General features: G+C 50.8%; 16 protein-coding genes and 2 tRNA genes. 11 read left to right on the top strand and 7 right to left on the bottom strand.

Going from position 1 to position 24,372, the window contains the following annotated elements:
- Nucleotides 1-41 precede the first annotated feature (41 nt).
- From SGI98_07360 to SGI98_07350, 3 genes are all read left to right on the top strand, one after another.
- The gene (locus SGI98_07360; GenBank protein ID MDZ4743221.1) at nucleotides 42-1,445 is read left to right on the top strand and encodes a tetratricopeptide repeat protein; all 1,404 of its coding nucleotides are present in this window, start codon (nucleotides 42-44) and stop codon (nucleotides 1,443-1,445) included.
- Between the two features lie 16 nt (nucleotides 1,446-1,461).
- Nucleotides 1,462-1,546: transfer RNA gene (locus tag SGI98_07355), tRNA-Leu, on the top strand.
- 139 nt (nucleotides 1,547-1,685) lie between these two features.
- On the top strand, nucleotides 1,686-2,381 hold the full coding sequence (locus SGI98_07350) for a zinc metallopeptidase (GenBank protein ID MDZ4743220.1): 696 nt from the start codon (nucleotides 1,686-1,688) through the stop codon (nucleotides 2,379-2,381).
- Between the two features lie 85 nt (nucleotides 2,382-2,466).
- Here the strand turns inward: SGI98_07350 and murA are convergent, their stop codons facing one another.
- The 4 genes from murA to rpmE form a co-directional block, all read right to left on the bottom strand.
- Nucleotides 2,467-3,729, bottom strand: a complete 1,263-nt coding sequence (gene murA, locus SGI98_07345) for a UDP-N-acetylglucosamine 1-carboxyvinyltransferase (GenBank protein ID MDZ4743219.1) — start codon at nucleotides 3,727-3,729, stop codon at nucleotides 2,467-2,469.
- An 86-nt stretch (nucleotides 3,730-3,815) separates the two neighbouring features.
- Entirely contained in the window at nucleotides 3,816-4,685 is an 870-nt protein-coding gene (gene prmC, locus SGI98_07340; protein ID MDZ4743218.1) for a peptide chain release factor N(5)-glutamine methyltransferase, read from the bottom strand.
- A 39-nt stretch (nucleotides 4,686-4,724) separates the two neighbouring features.
- Nucleotides 4,725-5,798, bottom strand: a complete 1,074-nt coding sequence (gene prfA / locus SGI98_07335; protein MDZ4743217.1) for a peptide chain release factor 1 — start codon at nucleotides 5,796-5,798, stop codon at nucleotides 4,725-4,727.
- A 96-nt stretch (nucleotides 5,799-5,894) separates the two neighbouring features.
- The gene (gene rpmE / locus SGI98_07330) at nucleotides 5,895-6,125 is read right to left on the bottom strand and encodes a 50S ribosomal protein L31 (GenBank protein MDZ4743216.1); all 231 of its coding nucleotides are present in this window, start codon (nucleotides 6,123-6,125) and stop codon (nucleotides 5,895-5,897) included.
- A gap of 175 nt (nucleotides 6,126-6,300) precedes the next feature.
- On the opposite strand from rpmE, the gene SGI98_07325 reads away from it, so the two are divergent.
- The 3 genes from SGI98_07325 to pbpC all read left to right on the top strand — a co-directional run bounded on the left by SGI98_07325 (nucleotide 6,301) and on the right by pbpC (nucleotide 15,509).
- Nucleotides 6,301-7,005, top strand: a complete 705-nt coding sequence (locus SGI98_07325; protein MDZ4743215.1) for a DUF4410 domain-containing protein — start codon at nucleotides 6,301-6,303, stop codon at nucleotides 7,003-7,005.
- A 367-nt stretch (nucleotides 7,006-7,372) separates the two neighbouring features.
- A complete protein-coding gene (locus SGI98_07320) occupies nucleotides 7,373-13,132 on the top strand; it encodes an MG2 domain-containing protein (protein ID MDZ4743214.1) in 5,760 nt (1,919 codons plus the stop codon).
- Nucleotides 13,133-13,235: 103 nt separating this feature from the next.
- Nucleotides 13,236-15,509: a penicillin-binding protein 1C gene (pbpC, locus tag SGI98_07315; protein ID MDZ4743213.1), complete on the top strand. Its 2,274-nt coding sequence runs from the start codon at nucleotides 13,236-13,238 to the stop codon at nucleotides 15,507-15,509.
- 104 nt (nucleotides 15,510-15,613) lie between these two features.
- On the opposite strand, the gene SGI98_07310 is transcribed toward pbpC, so the two are convergent.
- On the bottom strand, nucleotides 15,614-16,006 hold the full coding sequence (locus tag SGI98_07310) for a hypothetical protein (protein ID MDZ4743212.1): 393 nt from the start codon (nucleotides 16,004-16,006) through the stop codon (nucleotides 15,614-15,616).
- Nucleotides 16,007-16,087: 81 nt separating this feature from the next.
- Nucleotides 16,088-16,807, bottom strand: a complete 720-nt coding sequence (locus tag SGI98_07305; protein MDZ4743211.1) for a single-stranded DNA-binding protein — start codon at nucleotides 16,805-16,807, stop codon at nucleotides 16,088-16,090.
- A 141-nt stretch (nucleotides 16,808-16,948) separates the two neighbouring features.
- Between SGI98_07305 and SGI98_07300 the strand changes: the two genes are divergently transcribed.
- Nucleotides 16,949-18,898 (top strand): PAS domain-containing protein, encoded by a 1,950-nt coding sequence (locus SGI98_07300; protein ID MDZ4743210.1) that lies wholly within the window; start codon nucleotides 16,949-16,951, stop codon nucleotides 18,896-18,898.
- A gap of 145 nt (nucleotides 18,899-19,043) precedes the next feature.
- Here SGI98_07300 and SGI98_07295 read toward each other — a convergent pair.
- Nucleotides 19,044-19,133, bottom strand: a tRNA-Ser gene (locus tag SGI98_07295).
- A gap of 290 nt (nucleotides 19,134-19,423) precedes the next feature.
- On the opposite strand from SGI98_07295, the gene SGI98_07290 reads away from it, so the two are divergent.
- The 4 genes from SGI98_07290 (at nucleotide 19,424) to SGI98_07275 (ending at nucleotide 24,340) form a co-directional block, all read left to right on the top strand.
- Nucleotides 19,424-20,425 (top strand): type I phosphomannose isomerase catalytic subunit, encoded by a 1,002-nt coding sequence (locus tag SGI98_07290; protein ID MDZ4743209.1) that lies wholly within the window; start codon nucleotides 19,424-19,426, stop codon nucleotides 20,423-20,425.
- Nucleotides 20,426-20,517: 92 nt separating this feature from the next.
- On the top strand, nucleotides 20,518-22,323 hold the full coding sequence (locus SGI98_07285) for a 2-oxoacid:acceptor oxidoreductase subunit alpha (GenBank protein ID MDZ4743208.1): 1,806 nt from the start codon (nucleotides 20,518-20,520) through the stop codon (nucleotides 22,321-22,323).
- A 28-nt stretch (nucleotides 22,324-22,351) separates the two neighbouring features.
- A complete protein-coding gene (locus tag SGI98_07280; protein MDZ4743207.1) occupies nucleotides 22,352-23,269 on the top strand; it encodes a thiamine pyrophosphate-dependent enzyme in 918 nt (305 codons plus the stop codon).
- Nucleotides 23,270-23,455: 186 nt separating this feature from the next.
- On the top strand, nucleotides 23,456-24,340 hold the full coding sequence (locus tag SGI98_07275; GenBank protein MDZ4743206.1) for a sugar phosphate nucleotidyltransferase: 885 nt from the start codon (nucleotides 23,456-23,458) through the stop codon (nucleotides 24,338-24,340).
- The last annotated feature ends 32 nt before the right edge of the window (nucleotides 24,341-24,372 follow it).

Raw genomic sequence — 24,372 nt, 5'->3', positions numbered from 1 at the left:
GGGTTATTTTCAGTTAACTTTATTATTTATATTTACGGGTCATGATTAAGACAGAACAGGACATATCGCCTGACGTTAAAACGCTTTTTCACAAAGGCGAAGATGCAGCGAAAAAAGACAACTACGATTACGCGATTGATATACTCCAGTCCGCACTCGTCAGGGAGCCTGCGTTCCTAAAGGCCCGTCAGACACTCCGAGCCACGGCCATTAAAAAGACTAAGGGGATGAGCCAATTTAAAAAGGCCATGTCGATCGTAAATATAACCCGTCTCCAAGCCCAAGCTTCCCCGAAAAAAGATCCCACCAAGGCAATGGAAGTCGCGGAACAAATCCTGGCCATCGACCCTTTCAGTAAGGTAGGCACAAATATCTTGGCCGAAGCTGCTGTGGGTGCTGACATGGTCGAAATCGCTATTTTTGCGAGGGAAACTTACCGCGAAGGAAATCCCACTGACATCGATAACCTCTTTAAACTTGCTGAAATTTATATTACCCAAAACCAAGGGGATAAGGCGGTCAAGACTTACGAGGCCCTCCTGCGCTTACCCGGGCAACAAAATAACGCCCAAGCAGCTAAAGGCCTCAAAGACGCCACTGCATCTGCCACCATCACCGGCGGGGGCTGGGATGATAAGAAAAAGACTTATAAAGACTCCATGAAAAACCAAGCGGAGTCTATCCGGATGGAGAGTGAGACGAAAATTTATAAAACTGAGGAAACACTGCATTCACTCATTGCGGCCACCCAAGAAAAAATGCATGCCGAACCGGATAATCTCAACCATTACTCCACTTTGGCCGATTTATTTTTGCAGTTAAAGGATTTTGACATGTCCTTGGCCTATTACAAACACGTCTATGCTGCTACAGGCAATGTCGATCAGAATCTCGAACGCCTGATGTCTGAAATCCGGATCAAACGTTATAATCAATGGATTAAAGAACGTGAGGATTACCTCATTGCCGTTCCAGAGAGTCCTGAGACACAGCAATACCTAGCTGAAATCGAGGAATTCAAACGTGACCGGGACAGTCTCAGCTTTGCTTTTGCGAAGGAACAAGTCACTAAATACCCTAATGATCCGCTCCTGCGCTATAATCTCGGGGAAATCTATTTTAACCTCGGTTTGGTCGACGACGCCCAGGCAGAGTTTCAATTCGCCCAACGCGCACCGAATAGGCGGCATGCCTCGTTAAATTTCCTCGGCATGTGTTTCACCTCAAAAGGGATGCACGATCTGGCCGTGACCCAGTTCCAAAAATGCATCACTGAAATGCCTGTCATGGATAACCTTAAAAAGGACGTTCTTTATAATCTTGGTGCCGCCCTCGATGCCGCAGGCAAAAAGGAAGAAGCCCTCGAAGCTTATAAACAAATTTACCAGGTTGATTTTTCCTACAGGGATGTTAAGAACAAAGTCGAATCAGGCTACACATCTTGATTTTATTCGTTTTTGTGCGCGCGTGGCGAAACTGGCAGACGCGCTAGATTCAGGTTCTAGTCCTTAACCGGGTGGAGGTTCAAATCCTCTCGCGCGCACCATCTTTCTTTTTCCTTTACGGGGTAAAGTCTAAAAGCTGGTCAAATTTACCGCACAGCGTAAGTTACCAAATCCATTTGACGGAATGAAACTCTGTGGTTCATTAATGGTCTAATAAAAACAAGGAGCAAATAAATCACCATGATACTCGCAATTATTTTAATGGTCGGAACCCTTCTGATTTCTCTGGCTGCTGCAGCCCGGGTCAAAGGAATGTTCGCCAAATACAGCAAACTCAAAACTCGTGCGGGTTATACCGGGGCCGAGGCTGCCGCCGCGATCCTCCAGGCTGCGGGGATCGGTAATGTCCAGATTATCGAGCATCCCTCCATATTGGGCGATCATTATGATCCCATCCATAAACGCCTCGTTCTTTCTACTGATGTCTATCACGGCACGTCAGCTGCCGCCCTAGGAGTCGCTGCCCATGAATGCGGACATGCCATCCAGGACAAAGTCCATTATGCCCCGTTAAAAATCCGTATGGCTGCGGTGGGAGCCACGACATTTGCTAACCAAGTCGTCATGTGGCTTCCCCTGCTGGGTATTTTTTTTATGGGACTAAACCCCTGGATCGCGGGTTGGATCATGGCCGTCGGTTGGGGAGTGATTATGCTCTTTAACCTTGTGACCCTGCCAGTGGAGTTCGACGCATCGAACCGCGCCAAGGTGATCCTGGGAAAAATGGGTTTTATCCAGCCGGGCGAAGAAACCGAAGGGGTCAATAAAGTGCTGAATGCCGCCGCCCTCACCTATGTGGCTGCATTCATTACCTCCCTCCTTTATTTCCTCTGGTATCTGCTGCCCCTTCTCTTCGGCGGACGCCGGGATGAGTAACTCTTTTATTCACACCTACAAAGAAAAAGCCCCGCTTTCCCGCGGGGCTTTTTTTTTATTTCCGTAGATTTACGGTGAAAAATAATTACACGCCTTTGGCGCGGGTGATACGGGCCCCGACAGCTTTGAGTTTCTCGTCGATGTGTTCGTAACCCCGGTCGATGTGATAAACACGGTTGACCTCGGTGGTGCCTTTGGCCATGAGACCGGCAATCACGAGCGCGGCAGAAGCCCGGAGATCGGAAGCCATGGTCGGAGCACCTTGGAGCTCTTTAGCCCCTCTAATAATCGCTGTAGCCCCATCCATCTGTATATCCGCGCCCATCCGTTTGAGCTCGGCGACATGCATGAATCGGTTCGGAAAAATCTTTTCTGTCACGACACTGATTCCGCTGACCATGGTCAGCATGGCCACCATTTGAGCCTGCATGTCCGTGGCAAACCCGGGAAATGTCTCGGTGATGATCTCTGTGGATTTTAGTTCGCCATTAGGCTGCACTGTGACTGTGGAGCCTTCCACCACGAGATCCACATTACAATCACGCAGTGCATGGAAAAGGGAGACTTGGTGCCTGGGTTCGATTCCCTTCAGGAGCAATTTGCTACGGGTGGCCGCAGCTGCCACGAGGAAAGTGCCCGCTTCGATCCGGTCAGGAATGACATTATGTTCCGCCCCGTGGAGTTCATGGACCCCGATAATCTCGATGCGGCGGGTGCCCGCCCCTTGGATACGAGCTCCCATGCTGATCAGGAAATCAGCCAAATCGACGACTTCCGGCTCACACGCGGCTTGTTCAATAACCGTTACCCCTTTCGCGAGGGTCGCGGCCATCATAATATTTCCGGTACCGAGGACGGTCGAACCAAATTTACCCCCCATATTAATCTCTGTCCCCACCAGCTCTTTGGCAGTGGCATGGACATCCCCGCCTTCGGTATTCACATGGGCTCCGAGGCATTGGATCCCGCGCAAGTGGATATCGATCGGGCGATCTCCAATGACACACCCGCCGGGCATGGAGATTTTCACTTCCAGATTACGGGCGAGGATAGGACCCAGTACACAGATCGACGCACGCATTTTGCGCACGAGATCATAAGGTGTCGTCGAGGAAACTGTCGTCGCTTCCACAGTGGCCGTATTTCCTTCGAAAGTCACAGCCGCCCCGAGGAACCGGAGAATATCAAGCATGAAACGCACGTCACTGAGGTCGGGGACGTTATGCAAAATACATTTTTCTTTAGTGAGCAAGGTCGCCGCTAAAATAGGCAAAGCCGAATTTTTAGAACCGCTGACCATTATCGTTCCATTAAGGGGGACGCCGCCTTCTATAACAAATTTATCCATGGGCTCAAAAAAATGCCTGTTTACGCCTCGAACGAAAAGACTATTTTTCAGCAAATGACAAAAAAGTGAAAACTCCGCTCTGCCCCCTAGATAACCGTCGGAGCCATTTGCCCGGTGGCGATCCGGTCAAAACCACTAATGTCTTTGAATATCCCGGTTGACTGGAATTTGTTTTTAGAAAATAAATCCACGAGTGGCACAGCCTGATCATGGCCGATCTCGATCAGCAACCACCCTTCGGGCTGTAGGAAGTGCGGGGATCCAATCATGATTTTGCGGATAACCTCCAGCCCATCAGCTCCCCCGTCTAAGGCCAGAACAGGATCGCACTGCACCTCACGCGAGAGAGTACCGATGATATCCGTGGCGATATACGGGGGATTCGTCATCACGAGGTCAAATCTCCCTGCGAGGGATGAAAATAAATCCGAATGGATAAACTCGACTGCCTTTTCTTCTGTGAGATGTTTACCGGCATTTCTCCGTGCGATCTCGAGAGCCGCTTGCGAAATATCCGCAGCGACGATCTCGATGCCATCCATCTCCAAGGCAAGGGTAATCCCGATAATCCCGCTACCCGTGCAAAGGTCCAGTACGCGCAATTTGCGCGCGTCCACCGAGTGCATCCCGCGCAATTTGCCCAAGGCAAATTCCACCAATTGCTCTGTCTCCGGCCGAGGAATCAACACATCCTCGGTCACAATAAAATCACGCCCGTAAAAGGGGGCTATCCCGGTAATATGCTGCAAAGGCATGCCTGCCGCCCTCTTTTTTACCATTTCCCGCAGGGGCTCTAACTCAGAATCGCTGAGTTCACGCTCGAACTGTAGGTATAAATCCAACCGTTTTAAATTTAGGTGATGCGCGAGCAGGAGTTCGATTTGAAGCCTCGGACTTTCCAGACCTTTTTTTTGAAAAAAGACTGTGGTGGAGTTAATGATGTCCAAGATGCGCACGCGTCAGAAGGGTATAGTCACTCCCCCCACAAAAGACAATTAGGAAAGTTCGGAGAGTTTCTCTTCCAGGTGCGTCTGGACCAGAGTCGTCACCATTTCATCAATGTCGCCTTCCATGAAGTTACTCAAATTATAGAGGGTGAGATTAATGCGGTGGTCGGTCACACGGTTCTGGGGATAATTATAAGTCCGGATTTTCTCATTCCGGTCGCCCGAACCGATCTGGGATTTGCGATGCGCGGCATATTTAGCATCTTCCTCCTCGATTTTTTTCTCAAGCAGGCGTGAACGCAAGACATTCATCGCCTTTTCCTTATTCTTGGTCTGTGAACGTCCATCCTGACAGCGGACAATAACCCCGGTGGGTTTATGATGGATTTGGACAGCAGAATCAGTGGTATTCACACCTTGTCCGCCAGGCCCGCCCGAACGGCACACGCTGATTTCTAGGTCATTAGGATTTATCACCATGTCCACCTCCTCAGCCTCGGGTAATACAGCGACGGTGGCCGCACTGGTATGGATACGCCCTTGAGCTTCTGTAGCCGGGACACGTTGGACACGATGGACCCCGCTTTCAAAACGGAGTTTCTGGAAGATATTTTCGCCCGTCACTAAAAAGATGATTTCCTTGTATCCGCCAAGGTCAGATGGATTCGAGTCCATGGACTCCATTTTCCACCCTTGGGTCTCTGCATACCGGATGTACATCCGATATAAATCGGCAGCAAAAAGCGCGGCTTCCGTGCCTCCGGTTCCCGCCCGGATTTCTACAATGGCATTACGGTCATCAGTCGGCTCTGGTGGAACAATCCCTAGGCGCAGGTCTTTAAGGAGTTTATCCTCGAGTGCTTTTAAAGGCTCTACCTCTTCTTTTGCCATATCCACAAGCTCAGCATCACTGCCATCGGCGATGATTTCCCGATTTTCTGCCAGGTTTTTCTGCGTTTTATTCAATTCATCATCGATTATGACGAGTTTTTTCAGACGGGAATGTTCTTTCCCGAGTTCCTGCATTTTTTTGGAATCGGAACAAATCATCGGGTCACTGAGTTGTTGCTCCACCTCGGTAAACCGTTTGCGGAATTTTTCGATCTGAAAATTGATATCCATAGGATGACGCGTTAAAAAGTTTAGTCCGGTAAAATAAAAAAGGTGTTTTCAAGGGCTGATTAAATCCCGTGAAAACACCTTTGATTGTAAAAAAAGCTAAGCTTTACGTTTTTTGCGGTCTTCTGTCGTGGTCGCACCAAAACGGCGTGTGAATTTCTCAACGCGTCCGGCTGTATCGACGAATTTATGCATACCTGTGAAGAAGGGATGACAAGCTGCACAGATACCTAAACGAAGGTTTTCTCTGGTGGAACGTGTCTTATAAGTCGCGCCACATGCGCATGTGACGACTGTTTCTTTATATTCGGGATGGATTTCCAATTTCATAATTCTTACCTTAAATTTAGTTCAAACTCGGATTAGGCATCATATAGAGGTGAAAAAGCATTTCAAGCGAAAACCTCAACTTTTTCATTAATTTTAAAAATAACCCTAAAAAGCCCGTCGGAAAAGAAGCGTTTTTTATTTTACATTGACGCTGGAGTACCCTTAATTCGGAAAAATGAAATTTTCTTCCCTCCTTTTTATCACGTTTCTGGCATCGATCCCCTCATTTGTTTTTGCATTGGCCAAAATTACTGATGAAGAAACTACAGCCGCCCTTCCTTCGAAAAAGCCGGACATCATTTATGTGGATGGATTTTCCCTCGACTCTTCACAGGCCCCTCTTGGACAACCCCAGACCGGTCTTTTCGGACGCCCCCGTATTTTGGCTAACCGCATGGAGGAAAAACATAACCCTGCCGAAAAAGCCCAGGAAATCACCAGCGGCATGCAACAATCCATCATCAAAAGCCTGACCAATGACGGGCAAACTGCCCAGCCGGATGAAATGATGCCCTCATCACCCAAAAATGCCTGGCTTCTAAAAGGAGAATTTATCGAGGTCGACCAAGGCAGCCGTATCGTCCGGGCAGTCATCGGGTTTGGGGCCGGTAAAGCTCAAATGGAAACGCGAGTCATGCTCTATGACCTCAACCGCAGTGCGGACCAGCCTTTTGTCATCATGGGATCCCACGCCCAAACTACCCCCACTCCAGGTGCTATCCTGATGAAAAACCCTTATGTCCTCATTGCAAAATTCGTCCTTTCTAAAAATGCCGATAAAAAAGAAATTAAACGTACCGGCGCGCAAATTGCGGAGGCTGTCGAGAAAATCATCAATAAAATAGGGCCACCCGCTAATACGAATGGTGCTTCAAATTAAAACCATTTTCACCATCAGCCGCAGCACAAAAAAAACCCGTCGAGTCATTTAGCAAAGTATCCCAGGGCTAAGCTTCCCCTCGGCAATCCAGCGAGGAATCTCCTTCAAGATATTTACTCTTCAGGGTTCTCATCTTTTTTTGAACAAATTGCACCATAAATCGATCTGAAAGATCGAAGCCTTTGATGTGTGAATGCGCTTTCTTCCTGCATAATGGGGCTGGAACATGGTCGGTAAGACACGACAGATGGGGTATGCCAAGATTATTTGGCAAAAGAGTCTTTTGTCGTGATTAATCTATAACTGTGGCATACTATTTTTTTATATGGGAAAAGGCTTTTTGAAGAGTCCGGTGTTTTTATTTTGTTTGGCAATCATCATTATTTTGGCAGCGACCTTAGTGCCCCGCCACAAAAAGAAGGACATTCCTCCTCCTCCTTCGGTGGCTGAAGGGGCCGTGCTTGTACTTAATTCCAAAAACCTTGATCCTATAACCACCCTCGAGGTCAGGTTTGATGAACCCGCCATCGGGGCCCTCGATAATCCCAGTACGGTCAAACCGTTAAATCCGCTGGTCATTAGCCCGAAAATCAAGGGTTCTTTCAAATGGCTCAGCCAACGTAATGGCATTTTCACCCCGACCGCACCTTGGGCACTGGGCACGACTTACCATGTCAGCCTCAAGTCCGGCCTAAAGAATGCGGACGGGAAACCCATGAATGCCAAACTCGAAGAGTCCCTGAGTACACCCCCATTTGCTGTAGAGAATATTTATCCAAATGGTTATCATAAAGACAACGCGCCATCACTCTTCACGATGCAGGCTTCATTTAATGAAACCGTGGACCCCGCCAAGGTCGGCCGTTATATCCGGTTCGTTGATGCTGATGGCAAACAAGTCGCTGCCGTAATCTCACAGGCCACTAGTACCAATTATTTTCCTTACTCCACAGTCGACCCCTGGTCAGCGCGCTTTTACACAGCTGCCGAGGGTGATCAAACTGCGCAGAGCCCGCCCGCAAGTGGCGACTCCGGTGTCAAATTTATCCCAAACCGCATCCTGATTAATCCAGCCAAACCCTTGCCTCCTGGCAAAGACTGGAAACTCGTGATTAGCGAAGACATGCCGGATGCATCCGGGCAAGTCTTTACTCAAGAAACACAAGAACAATTAATCGGAACAGTCGTACCCTTTGAACTCCAGGAAGCCGTCGCACGTAACGTGATCGGTTCATCCCGCCGGATCCAGTTATCCTTCTCGAAACTCTTTGATGAGGCGAATTTTAATACGAAAAACTGGAGTGACTGGATCACCATCGGCAATGCCCCGACAAACCTCAGCGTGAGTATCGACGGCTCCTACCTGTCCATCTCGGGTGATTTCGCCCTCGGCAAACCCTATCCGATCACGGTCAAAAAAGGATTACCCGCGATCTATGATTTTTCCCTCGGACAAAAAATCTCGACGAATCTGGTTTTTGAACCCGTCGCACCCCGGCTGTATTTCCCGGCGTTTGCCATCCAGCAAATGACGCGGGGCCACCGGCAAATCGACCTGCTCGACATCAATGTGTCGAATGCTACTTTAACCGTGACCAAGCTCGACCCGGACAAATTGCTCCCGGCAGTGAAGGCTTATGAAAATAAGTATTTTAAAACCGAATGGAATGACGGTTACGAGCCCTACCAACAGGTGGCTTCGACAAATTTCACCGGACAAGTCATCAAGGAAGTCAGCTTTACCCGGACGACCCCGGTGGATGAGCAACAGCAATTTGCTCTAGACTGGGATAACCTCGTGGGTGCTGGGCAATCCGGCGCTTATTATTTGCAGGCCACCGGTGACGGGAAAGTCGGGACACAGGCTATTGTCATGCTCTCCGATCTAGGCGTACTGGGCAAACAAGGCCGTGACTCGCTCGATATTTTTGTATTCTCTTATGAAACCGGTAAATTTATCCCGGGCGTAAAAGTGCGGGTCTTCTCATTAAAAGATGAACTCATTGCCCAAGGGACTACTGACGGAAGTGGCGTGGTCAAGCTTGATACCAAATCCTTAACCGGAAAATCCCCCGAATGGGTGGAAGTCCGTAAGGGTGGAGATGTCTTTCTGACTAGGCTTTATCAAGTGACCAACAACATTCGCCGTCATGGATACGATTTTCCGGTCAGTTGGCCGGGTAATCCCGGGGTGAGACCCTTAGAGGGGGCAGTCTTTACCGAACGCGGCGTTTATCTGCCGGGGCAGGAGGTTCATCTAAAAACCATCCTACGCAAGCTCGGGGAAAAAGGATTGGATTCATTAGCAGGCAAAAAAGCCAGGCTCATGATTACCGACCCGCGTGGGCAAAATATCGTCGATCAGGAAATGACACTAAACGCCTTTAGTTCCTCCGATTACAGTTTTTCATTGAGTCCTTCCGTCCCCTTAGGAGGTTATTCCATTCAAGTCACCCCCGATGAAAAGGCCGTGGATCACTCCTCGGTTTATGGTTATTTCACCGTTCAAGAATACCAACCAAATGCCTTTGAACTCACCGTGGATGCCACCCCCCGTTATCTGACGGATAAACCCGTGACGATTCCCGTCTTTGCCAGCTATTATAGCGGCCAGCCCCTCGGTACTCAGGCCGTCATGAGATGGCTCATGAATGCCCATGATTTCAGTTTTATGCCGGAGGGTTTTACAGGGTTCTCATTCTGTAAAGGGCTTTACTCGGTTAATCCCGAGGAACTCGGTTACAACAATTCTTCCCTATCCCTCAATGGCGAGGAAAATCTCTCGGAATCAGGCCGGGGCACATTCACTCAGGATATCCCGGTTAATCAGAAGCTCCCCATGCCTCGCCGTGTGAATATCAGCTTTGAAGTCACCGACATCAACCAGCAAACCGTTTCCTCCGCTGTGGATTTCACCAAAGATAGCTCAGCTTATTATTATGGGTTCCATCGCCCGGAAGGGTTTGTGAGAACGGGTGAAGCTCTTCCTGTCCGGGTGATCGCCATAAATGCCGATGGCACTCCAGCTCCCCTAGCACTCACCGCAAAAGTCGTGGTCAAAAAAATCAACCGCACCTCTGTCCCAGTCAAAGGCGCGGGCGGCATCACTACTTACCAGCAAAATATCGACCTCGACGAAAAATTTACCGGCACGATCACAACCCTACCTGTCGAGCGTGTCCAATCCCGCTGGCGCCTGACCGAAGACCCCGCAGGCAATTTGCCTCCATCGCAAATTACTTTTAAGCCCTCCGAGCCTGGGGATTATCTCGTCGAGATCAGCGGCAAAGATCCCAAAGACAATCCCGTGATGACCGTCGCGACAGTGTCCGTGTATCAATCGGACGCAGCCGAGGGCTGGTCCCTAGAGAATAATACCAAACTCGACCTGGCCCTCGAAAACGACACGCTCCGCGCCGGGCAAGTCGCCCGGATCATGGTGAAAACCCCGGTCGAAGGCATCGCCTTGGTCAGTATCGAACGCGAAAATGTCCGCCGCTTTTTCACTGTCGAGCTGCGTGAGTCCAACCGATTGATCGAGGTGCCTGTCACTGCTGATGATATCCCAAATGTCTATGTTTCAGTCACACTGCTCAAGGGGACAAAAGGTTCATTACGGAAAAATCCGATGCCTGAATTCCGTACCGGTTATTGCCAACTCACTGTCGAGCATCCTGACTCCAAACTCACCGTGGATGTGCATCCCGCTGAAAAGACTTATCAACCAGGCCAAGATGTCTCAGTGGATATCGCCGTCTCGAACGACAATGGGACCCCTGTCACTGATGCCGAAGTCACCGTGATGGCTGTCGACGAAGGCATTCTTTCCCTGACTGCACACACCGTGCCCGATTATTACTCCCTTTTTTATCAACTCAGGCCCTTGTATGTGATCTCGGGCATATCGATTCCGGAACTTTTCAAGGAGGACCCCGAACAAAAATCCTTCGACAATAAAGGTTTTTTGATAGGCGGGGGTGGCGATGAAGGCGGGACAATGCGGAAAAAATTTATTCCTTGCCCGTACTGGAATGCCAACCTGAAGACCGATGCAAAAGGCCACGTCCACGTGCGATTTACCGCGCCGGAGAGTTTATCCCGCTACCGCATTGTCGCCCTGGCACAGGATAAGGGCGGGAAATTCGGGCAAAACCAGTCGTCTATAGAAATCAATAAACCCCTCATGATCGAGTCGGCCCTCCCGCAATTTGCGCGGATCGGGGATTCGCTCATCGCCCGCGCTGTCGTCAAAAACGCGACCGGCGCACCGATTAAAGCCACCGTATCCCTGCGGCTTGACGGTCTCGCCCGTTTGTCCAAAGGCGGCACCGAAAAAATCATCGACCTCGCCACAGGCCAGTCTTTGCCCGTAGATTTCCCGGTAATAATGACCGGACTCGGTGAAGCCAAATGGGTCTGGTCGGTCAAAGGCACGGGCTCGAAACCTGCTACAAAAGGGGGAGCCAGCCAAGCCGTATTAAAACGGTTGAACTCCACCGCCCCCGCCTCTACCCCGACGGATTACCAAGACTCCGCACTGGCGACGATGAATATCGTCCCGGCCGCCCCCTTGCTCAAGGAAGTCCACGTCTCGCACACCTCTGAGCCCGTGAGCAATTTGCTCAAACCCCTGAATCCCCAGTTACTCGAAGGCACCGGAACCCTGAAAGTATCCATCGCTAATAGCCGTTTGCTCGAACTCTCCGACGCAGTGAAATATCTCCTGGACTATCCTTACGGCTGTGTCGAACAAACAACCTCGCGCCTGATTCCTTGGATCTACGCCCGCGAATTCGACGGAGCGATTCCTTCCCTGGCAAAGCCCGATACGGAGATCGAGGCCAATGTCCAGGCCGGGATCAACCGCCTCTTGTCCATGCAACATTATTCAGGCGGCCTGACCTACTGGCCGGGCGGACAGGAACCGATGCTTTGGGCTAGTGCCTATGGCGGGATCGGACTCGCCTTGGCCCAGCGTAATGGATCCACCGTACCAGAATCGAATATGAATCAACTCGCGGAATATCTCCGGGGTAAAATGGCGGGATTAACCGACGATAAAAACAGCATGTCCTTGTCCGAACGCGTCATGGCCCTGTATTGCCTGAGCCTGATGGGAAAAGTCGAGGCCTCCTGGATCGAACTCATGACGGGCAAGGCGAAGCTCTTGAATAACGAGGATCGTGCCCTGCTGGCCCTGTGTATCCTAGAAACCGGCGGGCAAACCTCCCAAGCGGAAGCAATCCTCCGTTTGCCATTTAATGGCGTCCGCGACTACTACTGGTTTGGAAGCGGTGTACGTGAGAGCGCGATGAATTTACTGGCCGAAGTCAAACTTGATCCTGCGTCAAAAACCATCGACCGCAGGGTCATAGAAATCATGGGGGCACGGCATTACCAAGGCCGGTGGTATAATACCCAGGATAACGCTTGGGCGGTGATGGCTTTGTCCCAATATTTTATCGCCGTCGAAAAGGGTAAACCGAAAAAATTCTCCGGTTCCTTGGTCTGGGGACCGGATTCACGGACTTTTAACCTGTCCCCGGAAGCTCCGTCCGCACGGGAAGAATATCCGACGCTGCCCGCCTTGGCTAATACCCCGATGAATCTGAATAACCCCTCGAAAGCCACCGTCTTTAGCACGGTCTCTATCGAGGCATATCCAAAGGATAAATACCAGCCGCGCACCGCCCGGGGATTCTCGGTCACACGCCGGTATGAGAAAATCCTCGACGACCAATCCTTGGCCCCGGCCAAAGACCTGAAAGTCGGTGACCGGATTCTCATCACCCTCCTCCTGGAGGTGAGCCGACCCGCTCATTACGTGGCGATTGACGATTCATTACCCGCCGTCTTTGAGGCGGTCAAACCCGGATTCAACACCCAAGCCGTCAATGGAGCCACTGATACAGATGAATATTTTATCGACTTTCGTGAACTCCGTGCGGACCGAGGGCTTTTCTTTGCGAATTATCTCCAGCCCGGCAAATACACGGTGCGTTACCTCGCCCGTGTCCGCGCCGCCGGAGAAACATTTGCCCCGGGAACCAAGGTCGAGGAGATGTATAACCCCGATGTCTTTGGCATCACTGAATCACAACAAATCAATGCCTCGGCCTTGAAATAAATATCAGCCGTTTTGATCCGGCCCCAAAGCCAGTTAAAGTTTGACCCACCCAGTGTTCCCCCCTGTTATCTCCCGCTTAATGGCGGTGGCAGCAAAAATAAAAATGAGACATCAAAAAATCAAGTTACTCAAAAAATTCGTGATCCCGGGCGCAGTGGCGTTGACGGTATGGATGGTCTATGCGCTGGCGCTGCGTGTGACACCCTTGCCTGCACGACTGGGCGGGAAGGCAGCTTTTGAGAGCCTCGATATCCAGGACCGGAACGGGCGGTCCTTACGCAAATTGCGCGGGGAAAACGGAGCTTACCAGAAACATGTAAAACTCTCGGACCTACCCGCGGTCGTCATCCATGCCACACTCGCTTCGGAAGATGCTCGGTTTTATCAACACGGGGGAGTCGATATGCTTGCGATTGGCCGGGCCGTGGTTGATTCGCTCGAAGAAGGCCGGATCGTCTCCGGAGCCTCCACAATCGCCCAACAACTCATCAAAATCTCGGGCCCCAAACGCCCGCGCAATTTGCTGACGAAACTTTACGAAGCCTGGATGGCTCAATGCATGATCACCCAGAAAGGGCGGAACTGGGTGCTTGAAGAGTATCTTAACCGCGTGGATTACGGGCATCTCCAGCAGGGTATGATGGCCGCTGCGGATTTCTACTTCCATAAATCCCCTCGTGACTTAAGCCCCTCGGAAGCGGCATTCCTCGCCGGCCTTCCCCAAAATCCCACGCGGCTGAATCCCTATCGCAATTTGCCCTCAGCCACCCTCCGACGCGACCGTGTACTGGCCGTCATGCTCGACCACCAATGGCTCACCCGGGACCAATGGACCCGCGCACTCCAAGAACCCGTCACCCTGCAGGAAGCCAGGAACACCTTTGAAGCCCCCCACTTTATTGATTTCCTACTGGGCCAGAATCCTTTTGAGAATGAAACCGGAAAAATCCTGACCACCCTCGACCTCGCTTGGAATGAACAGGTCCAAGGGTTCCTCCAAAAACAAATCGCTACAGTGCGGGACAGGAATGTCAAAAACGGGGCCGTCGTCGTCATCGATAACCACACAGGGGACATCGTTTGTATGGTGGGCTCTGAAAATTATTTCTGTCCTCAAAGTGGACAAGTAAATGGCGCATGGGCTCCGCGGTCCTCCGGCTCCACCCTCAAACCCTTTATCTACGCCCTAGCCCTCGATAACGGGGCGCGGCCTTCCGATATCGTGGCGGATATCCCGGTGACCTTCCAGACGGCTACAGGGGTTTATAGCCCGGTGAATTATAACCGCCGTTGTCTCGGTCCGGTCACCCTGCGTTATGCCCTGGGTAACTCGCTGAATATCCCCGCTGTCAAAGTCCTCGACCAATCCGTCGGAGTCGGTGCCTTTTATCGATTCCTTCGATCGGCGGGAGTCACCTCCCTTTCGCGTAGTGCGGATGAATACGGACTCGGGCTGGCCATCGGTAATGGCGAGGTGCGTCTGCTTGAGCTCGCTAATCTCTACGCCTTGCTCGGACGCGAAGGGGTTTACCGGCCTTACCGCATGCTCCTGGGCGAACCAATGACCCCTGAGGGGAAAAAACTATTATCGCCGGAGTCGTCCTTTCTGGTGTCTGATATGCTCGATGATCCTGCGGCACGTGCCTTATCTTTCGGATGGAAATCCGCCCTGGAATTTACTTATCCCGTCGCGTGCAAGACCGGTACCAGTTCCGATTACCGAGATAACTGGGCAGTCGGGTACACCCCCGAATGGACTGTGGCCGTCTGGGTCGGGAATTTCTCGGGTGAACCCATGGGTGACGTCAGTGGTGTCACCGGAGCCGCCCCACTCATGCACCGGGTGATGGATTTCCTCCACGATCAGACAGGCTCTATTTGGTTCGCCCAACCCGCTGCAATTTGCACGGCACCGATAAATCTCCTCACGGGAAAAGAGACAACCAAAACCGGGCGCGTGGTCGTGCGCGAGAAATTCGTGCTGGGAAATCCGCCTCCCCGAGAGGACGCGAGCGATTATGATACCCGCGGACGGGTACTCCTGCCGTCCGCATATCGTGAATGGTACGCCAGCGGTGATAACGCCCTCTCCAGCCTCGCTGTCGTAAAAGATGAATCAGGGGACACTCCCACGATCCGGTCCCCCACAGATGGAGCGACCTATTATCTCGACCCTGACTTGCCCGCGCAATTTGCCCGCATCCCCCTGAAAGCCTCCGGCCCATCAAACACCGCCTGGACCAGCCCCACCCTTCTGATCAAACAATCCGGGCACCAATACTTCGCCGAAATGAAAGAGGGCACCCACACTATCGAACTCTCCCATCCCACCCACCTCAAAAAATCCCGCGCCAAGATTGTCATTATGAAGAAGTAGAGGGGGGGGGTATGAAGTGCGCCTCGGATGAATCCAAGCTTCACCGTCTTTGATAATCCGGGAGGGGGGTTACTCAGGACTTTAATCCACGCCCTGTTTTCTAGTTATTCGCCCACCACAAAAACACGCCCTTGGGGGTCGCGCATTTTTGAACCATTTGGCTTTGATCCGACGTAGAGTTTCTCACCGTTGAAAGGACTAATCGCGTAATTATAATTTTTCCGGTCGCGCTGTGCGACGGGATAAGCGGTCTTGCTATTGTTAGAGGAATTCACCAGTGCACCTGTCCCAGCCCCGAGGGCACCACCGATGAGCGCACCTGCAGCCGCACCGGTTCCCCCACCGATCAAGGCACCAGAAGCCGCACCGACCCCCGCACCGACGGCACTTGATCCGACGACAGTACCGGTCCCGGGACTTGTTTCACAACCGGTCATTGAGACGACCATACCGGCTAGAATGAGGGTTACACCAAAATTTTTGAGGGATGTTTTCATAAAGGTTTAATCGGTAATGTTTCAATATGACAGGTTAGACGTGATCTCATTATCAATAATTCATTTTTGAAAAAACTCAAGTCAGGATCTCCATACCCCCGCAGCCAGAAGTTGCCTTGTCGCTGTCCCGGCCCAATCCCTGTTGGCCGCCGGACTCGCCGGGGATGGATGTAAAACACGGGTTAACCTTACCCCATCGGGCACAATTTGTTTGAGCCTACCCTCGGCGAAATTTCCGACGGCCACAAGAAACTCCGGCTCCAAAACCCGGATAAAAACTTTCAGGTGCTCATCACAATCGGAAAAAAGTTCCTCCGTTTCGGGAACGGGTAATTTATCCGGGGTGATATTTGCTCCCGTCTCCCCCATAAAAACAAGAGGACAATAGTTTAAGACAAAATGCTCCCGGAAAAAATCTGCTGCCGTCCCATACCTTTCCTTAAATAACCCCCACAATCGTCGCCCACTGACCTCGGATTTTTCACAGGTAAATCCCTGAACAGCCCGTTTGGGGTGTTCCACCGGCGGCTTACCCACCGTTTCACAAATCCCCATCCAGTCACGGACGGCTGGGATTTCACCAAAAGGAATCCCCGTTTGGGCCATACCCCACGGCCCGGGATTCATCCCTAGGAAAACCGCCCTTTTTTTGCCCGGCGCAAATTGCGTGAGATAAGATTCATAGGGTGCCCGTGCATAATCAAGCGGATTATAAACATGTGTGACCGGCGGGGAAAATTTTAATTTTCCGACCTGCCCGGACAATTTGCGCCCGGCTGAAATCAAGGTGGCTACATTCATATAATCCATTCTCTATTACCATGAAGAACCGGAAACGCACAAAGACTTTTCGTACCAAAGAATAACCCCTCGGCATGACGGATATTAAATTTCAAGAATTATGGATTGAGACTACCCGGGAACTATGCCACTTTTGGCGCAGTGGGAAAAGAACTCGAAACGCTCAACGAGTTCCAGGATTTTTTTGACTTGGGACTGATCGGAATGGCTGTGACGACTCCTGATAACGGGAGGATTTACGCCAACGATTTTCTTTGTGGAATGCTCGGATATAACCACGATGAATTCGCGGTATTAACGTGGATCGGGCTCACCCATCCGGATGATCTGTCGGCCGATGTGGAGGAGTTTAAACTCTCAATGGCCGGCAAAATCGATTCTTACTCACTGGATAAAAGGCTCTTGCACAAAAGAGGGGGCATCATCCACGTCAAAATTTCTGTAAAATGTTTCCGGACACCCGAAGGTCGTGTGGCCTATTTTCTGGCGTTGATCGATGACATTCGAGGGCGTATCCGAGACAAACAACAAATCATCTTGGAGCGTAACCGCGTGGCCAATATTCTGGAAGGGACAAATGCCGGAACATGGGATTGGTACGTCCAGACGGGGAAATTAACCCTCAATGAACGATGGGCCTTGATGCTAGGATACTCACTGGAGGAATTACAACCCGTCACAGTCGAGACTTGGAAACAGAGGCTGCATCCGGATGATCTCGCCACCGCCTTGAAATCCCTCGACCAGCATTTCTCCCGCCTGGAAGGTTATTATGATGTCGAGTTCCGGATGCGCCACAAGGATGGATCATGGGTCTGGATCAATGCCCGGGGAAAAGTCATCGAGTGGACCCCCGATGATAAACCCCACCTGATGAGCGGCACCCATTTGGATGTCACCCCCCGAAAAGTAGCTGAAGAAAAAAGGCTGGCTCTGGAACGCCAGGTCTTACATACCCAGAAACTCGAAAGTCTGGGCATCCTAGCCGGAGGCATCGCCCATGACTTTAATAACCTTCTGACCGCCATTATGGGGCATGCGGGATTAGCACTAGACCTCGCTACTCCCGGCTCACTCATCCATAAATACATCGAGGAATCTTTACGGGGAGGGCGAGAAGCCACGGAGTTAACCCGCCAGATGCTGGCGTATTCCGGCAAGGGACAGTTCGTCATTAAATCCGTTAACCTCTCCTCGCTGGTGGAGGAAATGGGACGTTTGTTGGCCGTATCTATTTCAAAAGAATGCAAACTTCAATATCACTTTGATCCTGCTTTGCCGGATTTCGAGGCGGATGAGGCCCAGGTCAAACAAGTCATTATGAATCTCATCATCAACGCCTCTGATGCTATCGGGAATCATCCGGGTGTGATCACCGTCACCACGGGAGTCACGATCTTATCCTCCCCCACTATTTTCCCTGACAATATCAAAGAAAGCCTCCCGGCAGGTGCATACGGCTGGCTCGAAGTAACGGATACCGGCTGCGGCATGTCCGAGGAAACTACAAATAAAATTTTCGATCCATTTTTCACAACAAAAGTTTCCGGCCGCGGTATCGGACTGGCCACAGTCATGGGCATCGTCCGTAGCCACCAAGGCACGATCCAAGTCGATAGCTCACCGGCCAAAGGCACCGCTTTCCGCGTGCTCTTCCCCATCACCAGACTTCCCGCCAGTAATGAATTTCCACCCAGCACTGGGAAAATAAATGACCACTTCACAGGCACAGCACTGGTTATAGATGATGAACCCCCTTCCCGGCGGCTGGCCGACCGGATGCTCTCCACCATGGGCTTTCATGTCATGTCCGCACGTAACGGGGTCGAAGCATTAGATATCTTCAAAAAAGATCATGATATCATTACCCTCGTCCTTCTGGATTTAACCATGCCGGAAATGAGTGGAGCACAAACTTTCCAGGAACTCCTGAAAATCAATCCCGATACCAAGGCCATCATCTGCAGCGGTTACTCTACTAAAACATCGGAAGAATCTTTCCCCGGACAACAACCAGCCGGATTCATCCAAAAACCATTTTCGTTTGAGGACCTCACAAAAGCCATCAGCCAAGTCCTCACCCATCGTTAGAAAATCCATCTCCGCGTAATTTGTTTTTACGGATTTACTGCCAAATGGCTGCGCCCACAGAAAGGAATCGGCGCAAGTTGCGCAGGGGCAGTCGAACCGGGGGTTCGAATCTTGGAGGAAAGAAACATTTCAACAGAGGTTAAAATGGCGGACGGGGTGAGATTCGAACTCACGTAGGACTTTCATCCTAAGCGGTTTTCAAGACCGCCGCATTCAACCGCTCTGCCACCCGTCCTTGGATTGAAGATTTTTATTACTAACGGTTCTTTCGGCAAAAATCTAACACAAAATGCGACAAAAAAACTTTTGTTGAATCTAGCCTCTCCGTGGTTGCCATTGGGGAAACCTTCTTTGAATACCCAAATAGGGGAGCAACTTGCTTGAAATACCCACAGGTGAGTGGTGCAAATGGCTGCAGGCTCACGGCGCACTGATTGATACCGGACAATTCAGTCATGAATAATGTTTTTATCCGGATCTCCCGGTCTTGCCATCTGGAGCAATTTGTTTTAGGACTCAGTGGATATGATGACCGCGACAAATCTTTACCCTTTAAAATTCCAACCTCTTTATATGGAACGTGTCTGGGGAGGACGCAATCTGGAAAGGGTCTTTAACCGCACATTACCCGCCGGAAAAGTCATTGGCGAGTCTTGGGAAATCTGTGACCGTCCACAGGAACAGACCCAAATCATTAACGGCAGCCTCGCGGGGAAAACCCTCCACGAGGTAATCGATATCCTCGGCAAAGACCTGACGGGTGAAGTCCCCCTGCTGAAAGGCCGTTTCCCTCTGCTCATAAAGTTCCTTGACGAACAAGAGCGTCTCTCCCTCCAAGTGCATCCCCCCGCCGAAATAGCTGACTCTCTCGGTGGTGAACCCAAGACGGAAATGTGGATCATTGCAGATGCGGCCCCGGAAGCCCACTTGATCGCTGGTCTAAAAAAGGGGGTAACCCGTGGGCAATTTGCCCAGGCTCTGGAGAAAAATGAAGTAGAACCCCTATGCCACCGGTTCAAGGTCAAAGCCGGTGATGTTATGTTCCTTCCCTCCGGCAGGTTACATGCGATCGATGCGGGTAATGTGATTGTCGAAATCCAACAGAATTCCGATACGACTTATCGAGTCTATGATTGGGGTCGTCCACGGGAGCTCCATGTCGAACAATCCATGAAATCCATCATCTTTGATGATTATGAACCCGCCCTTTCGGCGCAAATTAATGAAGGGAATCTACCCACCGACTTATCTTTTTCACCGAAGGACGGGCAAATTGCGTCACAAAACAAGGAACAATCCTTGGCCAGCTGTGAGTATTTTAGTGCTAGCTACCATTTGAGCGACAAAGACTTTACGATCGAAAAGCAGACAAAAAGCTTTGAAATCTGGATTTGTCTTGAAGGAAAATCAGAAATAAACGGGGAATCATTCGCTAAAGGAGATGTTCTTTTACTGCCGGCTAACCTTAAAATGATAAATTGTAACGTTAAAGACGAAAAGCTATCTTGGATAGTTTCGAAAGCATAAGCGGTTGTAAAGTTGACTTTTTTGTTCCGTTACAAAATAAAAAATATCACTTCCTCTTGATTCTCTGAGGGAATCGACTATCTATTCTCTACATGTCTAAAGTTGATTTTGCTATTGCTATCGGTGGTGAAGCTGGTCAGGGTATCGCAGCAGCAGGTGATGTTTTCGCCTTTGCTCTCTCCCGGAATGGTTATCACCTTAACGCTTATAATGCCTTCCAATCGATCATTCGTGGAGGTCACATCTTCCTGACGATCCGAGTGAGTGATGAGCCCTTGAAAAGTCACGGGGATAAAATCGATTTCCTCCTGTGTTTGAATCAAGACACCATGGACCGCCATTTGAAGCTGATGAAAGCCGGCTCATACGTTCTCTTTGATGGTGACAAAATCAAACCCGGTGAAGCTGCCGCTGGCGTTAACCTCTGCCCACTTCCCGTGAAAGAAGTCCAAGGGGCAAATACGAATAAACTCAATATTAATACCATCGGGGTCGGGGCCATCCTCTCCCTAATCGGAATCGACTTCAAATTCCTCCAAAGCGACATCGCCAAGAAATTCAAGAAAAAGGGTGATGCCGTTATTGAAGCGACAACAAACGTGGCTAAAGCCGGTTACGAATATGCCACAGCAAATTTCAAATCCTACGCGAAACTCGAAGATAAGAAGAAACCCCTCGGCTTTATCGAAGGGAACTCCGCCTTGGCCATGGCTGGTGCGGCTGCCGGTGTGAAATTCTATTGTGCTTATCCGATGAGCCCTTCCACGGGTGTCCTCCACTGGTTTTCGAAATATGCTGAGCGTCTCGGCATTATGGTCCGCCAGGTCGAAGACGAAATCGGTGTCGCCAATATGGCTTATGGTGCAGCAGCCACAGGGGCGCGGACAATGTTCGCCACTTCCGGTGGGGGATTTGCCCTGATGACCGAAGCCCTCGGCGCAGCCTCCATTATGGAAATCCCTGTCGTCGCGATCAATGTCCAGCGCGGTGGCCCCGGGACGGGTCTGCCGACTAAAACCGAGCAAGCCGACCTCTGGCAAGCCCTCGGTGCCGGACATGGGGATTATCCCCGTGTGATCGTCGCCCCGACGAGCATTGATGACTGCTACTCAGTTGTTCCCGAAATCTTTAATCTCACCGACAAACTCCAATGCCCCGGCATCATCTTGAGCGACCTGCTCATCTCCGAAGGCCGTGGCACTATCGATACCGATAAGATTAACCTGAGTCCAAAGATTGACCGCGGCGAGATGATCTTCCCCGATGCCCAATCCAAGGATAATCCCTACGGCGGTTATAACGACATGACCTACTTGCGTTATAAAAACACCCCGAGCGGAATCTCCCCACGCGCCGTTATCGGTACTCCTGGACACATCTTCACCGCCGCTTCCGATGACCATGATGAAGACGGTACTTTGATCTCCGATGAATTTACAAATCCCGCCAAACGTGTCATGATGCACGAGAAACGCATGCGCAAATTGATCGGTGCCGAAAAACATGTTCCCGCCCCGAAACTCGTTGGCCCTGAAAACGCCGACGTCACATTGGTCGGTTGGGGATCTACTGAAGGCGTCGTCCTCGAAGCGATTGAAAAACTCGCCGCCGAAGAAGGCATCGTCTGTAACCAACTCCAGATCCGCTGGATCGTTCCTTTCCACGGGGAAGAAATCATCAATATCCTCAGCAAGTCTAAGAAAGTAATCATTGTGGAGAATAATTATAGCGGTCAATTCGCCCGTTACCTCCGCTCGGAAACTGGCTTTAATGCCCACTCCCATATCCGCAAATATGACGGTGAGCCATTCATGCCCCACCACATTGTCGACGGAGTCAAAGAAATCAAAGCTAAGAATGTCGCACAATACGTGCCTGTGCACGAAATCTGCGTCTAATTTTAACCACCAGAGGAACTTAAAAAAAATGAGCACAAGCGTCATTGAAGAAAAAACGGTAGCCGCCCCCGCAGCCACCACACTTAATAAAGACACATTCAAAGGAAAAATACACCCTGATTGGTGTCCCGGTTGTGGTGACTTCTCCGTATTAGCAGCGATCCAGACAGCTCTGGGGGAACTCCAGATCGAACCCTATAACGTCTGTATCGTCAGCGGTATCGGGTGCTCATCAAATCTCCCCGGTTATGTGAATACCTACGGCATGCACACCCTCCACGGACGCGGTGTCGCCGTCGCCGGTGGTGTAAAAATGGGCAATCACGAGCTGACAGTCATCTCCACTGGTGGTGATGGAGACGGATTTGGCATCGGGGTGGGACATTTCATCCACGCCATGCGCCGTAATATCGATATCACCTACATCGTCATGGATAACCAAATCTACGGCCTGACCACCGGTCAGACCTCCCCGACGAGCCAGTTAGGCCTCAAGACAAAGACTTCCCCACAAGGAAATGTCGAAAACCCGATCAACCCGATCCCGATGGCCATCGTCGGCGGTGCGACTTACGTCGCCCGTGGTTACAGTGCAAAGCAACGCCACCTTGCCGACCTGATCAAAGGCGGCATCCAGCATAAAGGTTTTGCTTTTATCGATGTTTACAGCCCTTGCGTGACTTGGAATAAGGAATACGAATATAAATTCTTTAATCCCCGCATCAAGATATTGGAAGAACAAGGTCACGATCCGAAGGACTTTGATAACGCGATCAAACGCGGTTTTGAATTTGGCCAAGAAATCCCCATCGGCCTTTTCTGGAAACGTGATGACCTTCCTCCGTTGGATTCCCTCGATCCAGTCTGTAAAGACGGCCCGGTCGCCCTGCGCAAGCTCGGCCTCTCTGAAGCCGACAAGAAACTCATCCTCGAAGAAATCCTCTAATCGATCACAGTACAAAAAATATTTTTGTCATTCGAGCACCCCGGTTTTCCGGGGTGCTTTTTTTTACCCTCCACCACTTTCATTCCCTGTCCGTGAAGGGAAGGAAACGATTGATCTGCCATCCTATTTTCCGGGGCCTTCAGCGCAAAAATCTTTAGTTTTGCAAAAGAAAAATAAAAGGTTTAGATGAATTCAAATTCACCTCCTCATATTATGCAGATTAACAAAGCTGTTATTACTTACGCCGGTAAAGGCCAACACGCCCTTCCTTTCCAAACGTTGGTTGACCGGGATGGCATCCAGAAATCCGCCCTCTCGATTATCCTCAATGAGGTCCTGGAAACCGGGATCAAACAAATCGCTCTGGTCATCACCCCCGGCACAAAGAACGATTTCCTCGGGAGTGCGCCGCAATTTGCGCAATACCTGACTTTTATCGAGCAAGACCACCCGCGTGGATACGGGGACGCTATCCTGCGGACCCGGGACTTTGTGGGTAATGAAGGATTCCTCCACCTCGTCGGCGACCATCTTTTCCTCAGCCACACCACCAAAAGCTGCATGCAGCAACTCGTCGATACCGCCCGCGCCGAGGATTGCGCCGTTTCCGGGGTGCACTCGACCCGCGAAACGATGCTCACCCTCTACGGCACCATCGGTGGCAAGATCGTCGATAACCAACGCCTCCTCTACCAAGTCGAAACTGTCGTCGAGAAACCCACCCCGACCGAGGCGGAGCAACACCTGATCGTCCCCGGCCAACGTGCAGGTTATTACCTCTGCTTTTTCGGGATGCATGTACTCAGCCCCGGGGTTATCTCTCTGCTCTCGGAGATATCCACAAAATCCGCGGAACCCTTTAATCTCTCCTGCGCCCTCTCCCTCCTCGGACGTTCTGAAAAATACCTCGCCCTGGAGATCCAAGGCCAGAGATTCAATATCGGGGTGAAATACGGTATCCTCTCCGCGCAACTTGCCTTTGGTTTGAGTGGGCAAGATCGTGAGGCGATTATCGCCCAGATCGCCGATGTCTTATCCGAACGCGAAAGACTGCTCCCCCGCAAATCCTGACACCGCCCCTATGGCCTGCACTTCACCTTCAG

The sequence above is a fragment of the Verrucomicrobiota bacterium genome, assembly GCA_034440155.1.
Taxonomy (GTDB): domain Bacteria; phylum Verrucomicrobiota; class Verrucomicrobiia; order JAWXBN01; family JAWXBN01; genus JAWXBN01.
This window is presented reverse-complemented; position numbering and strand designations above follow the sequence as displayed.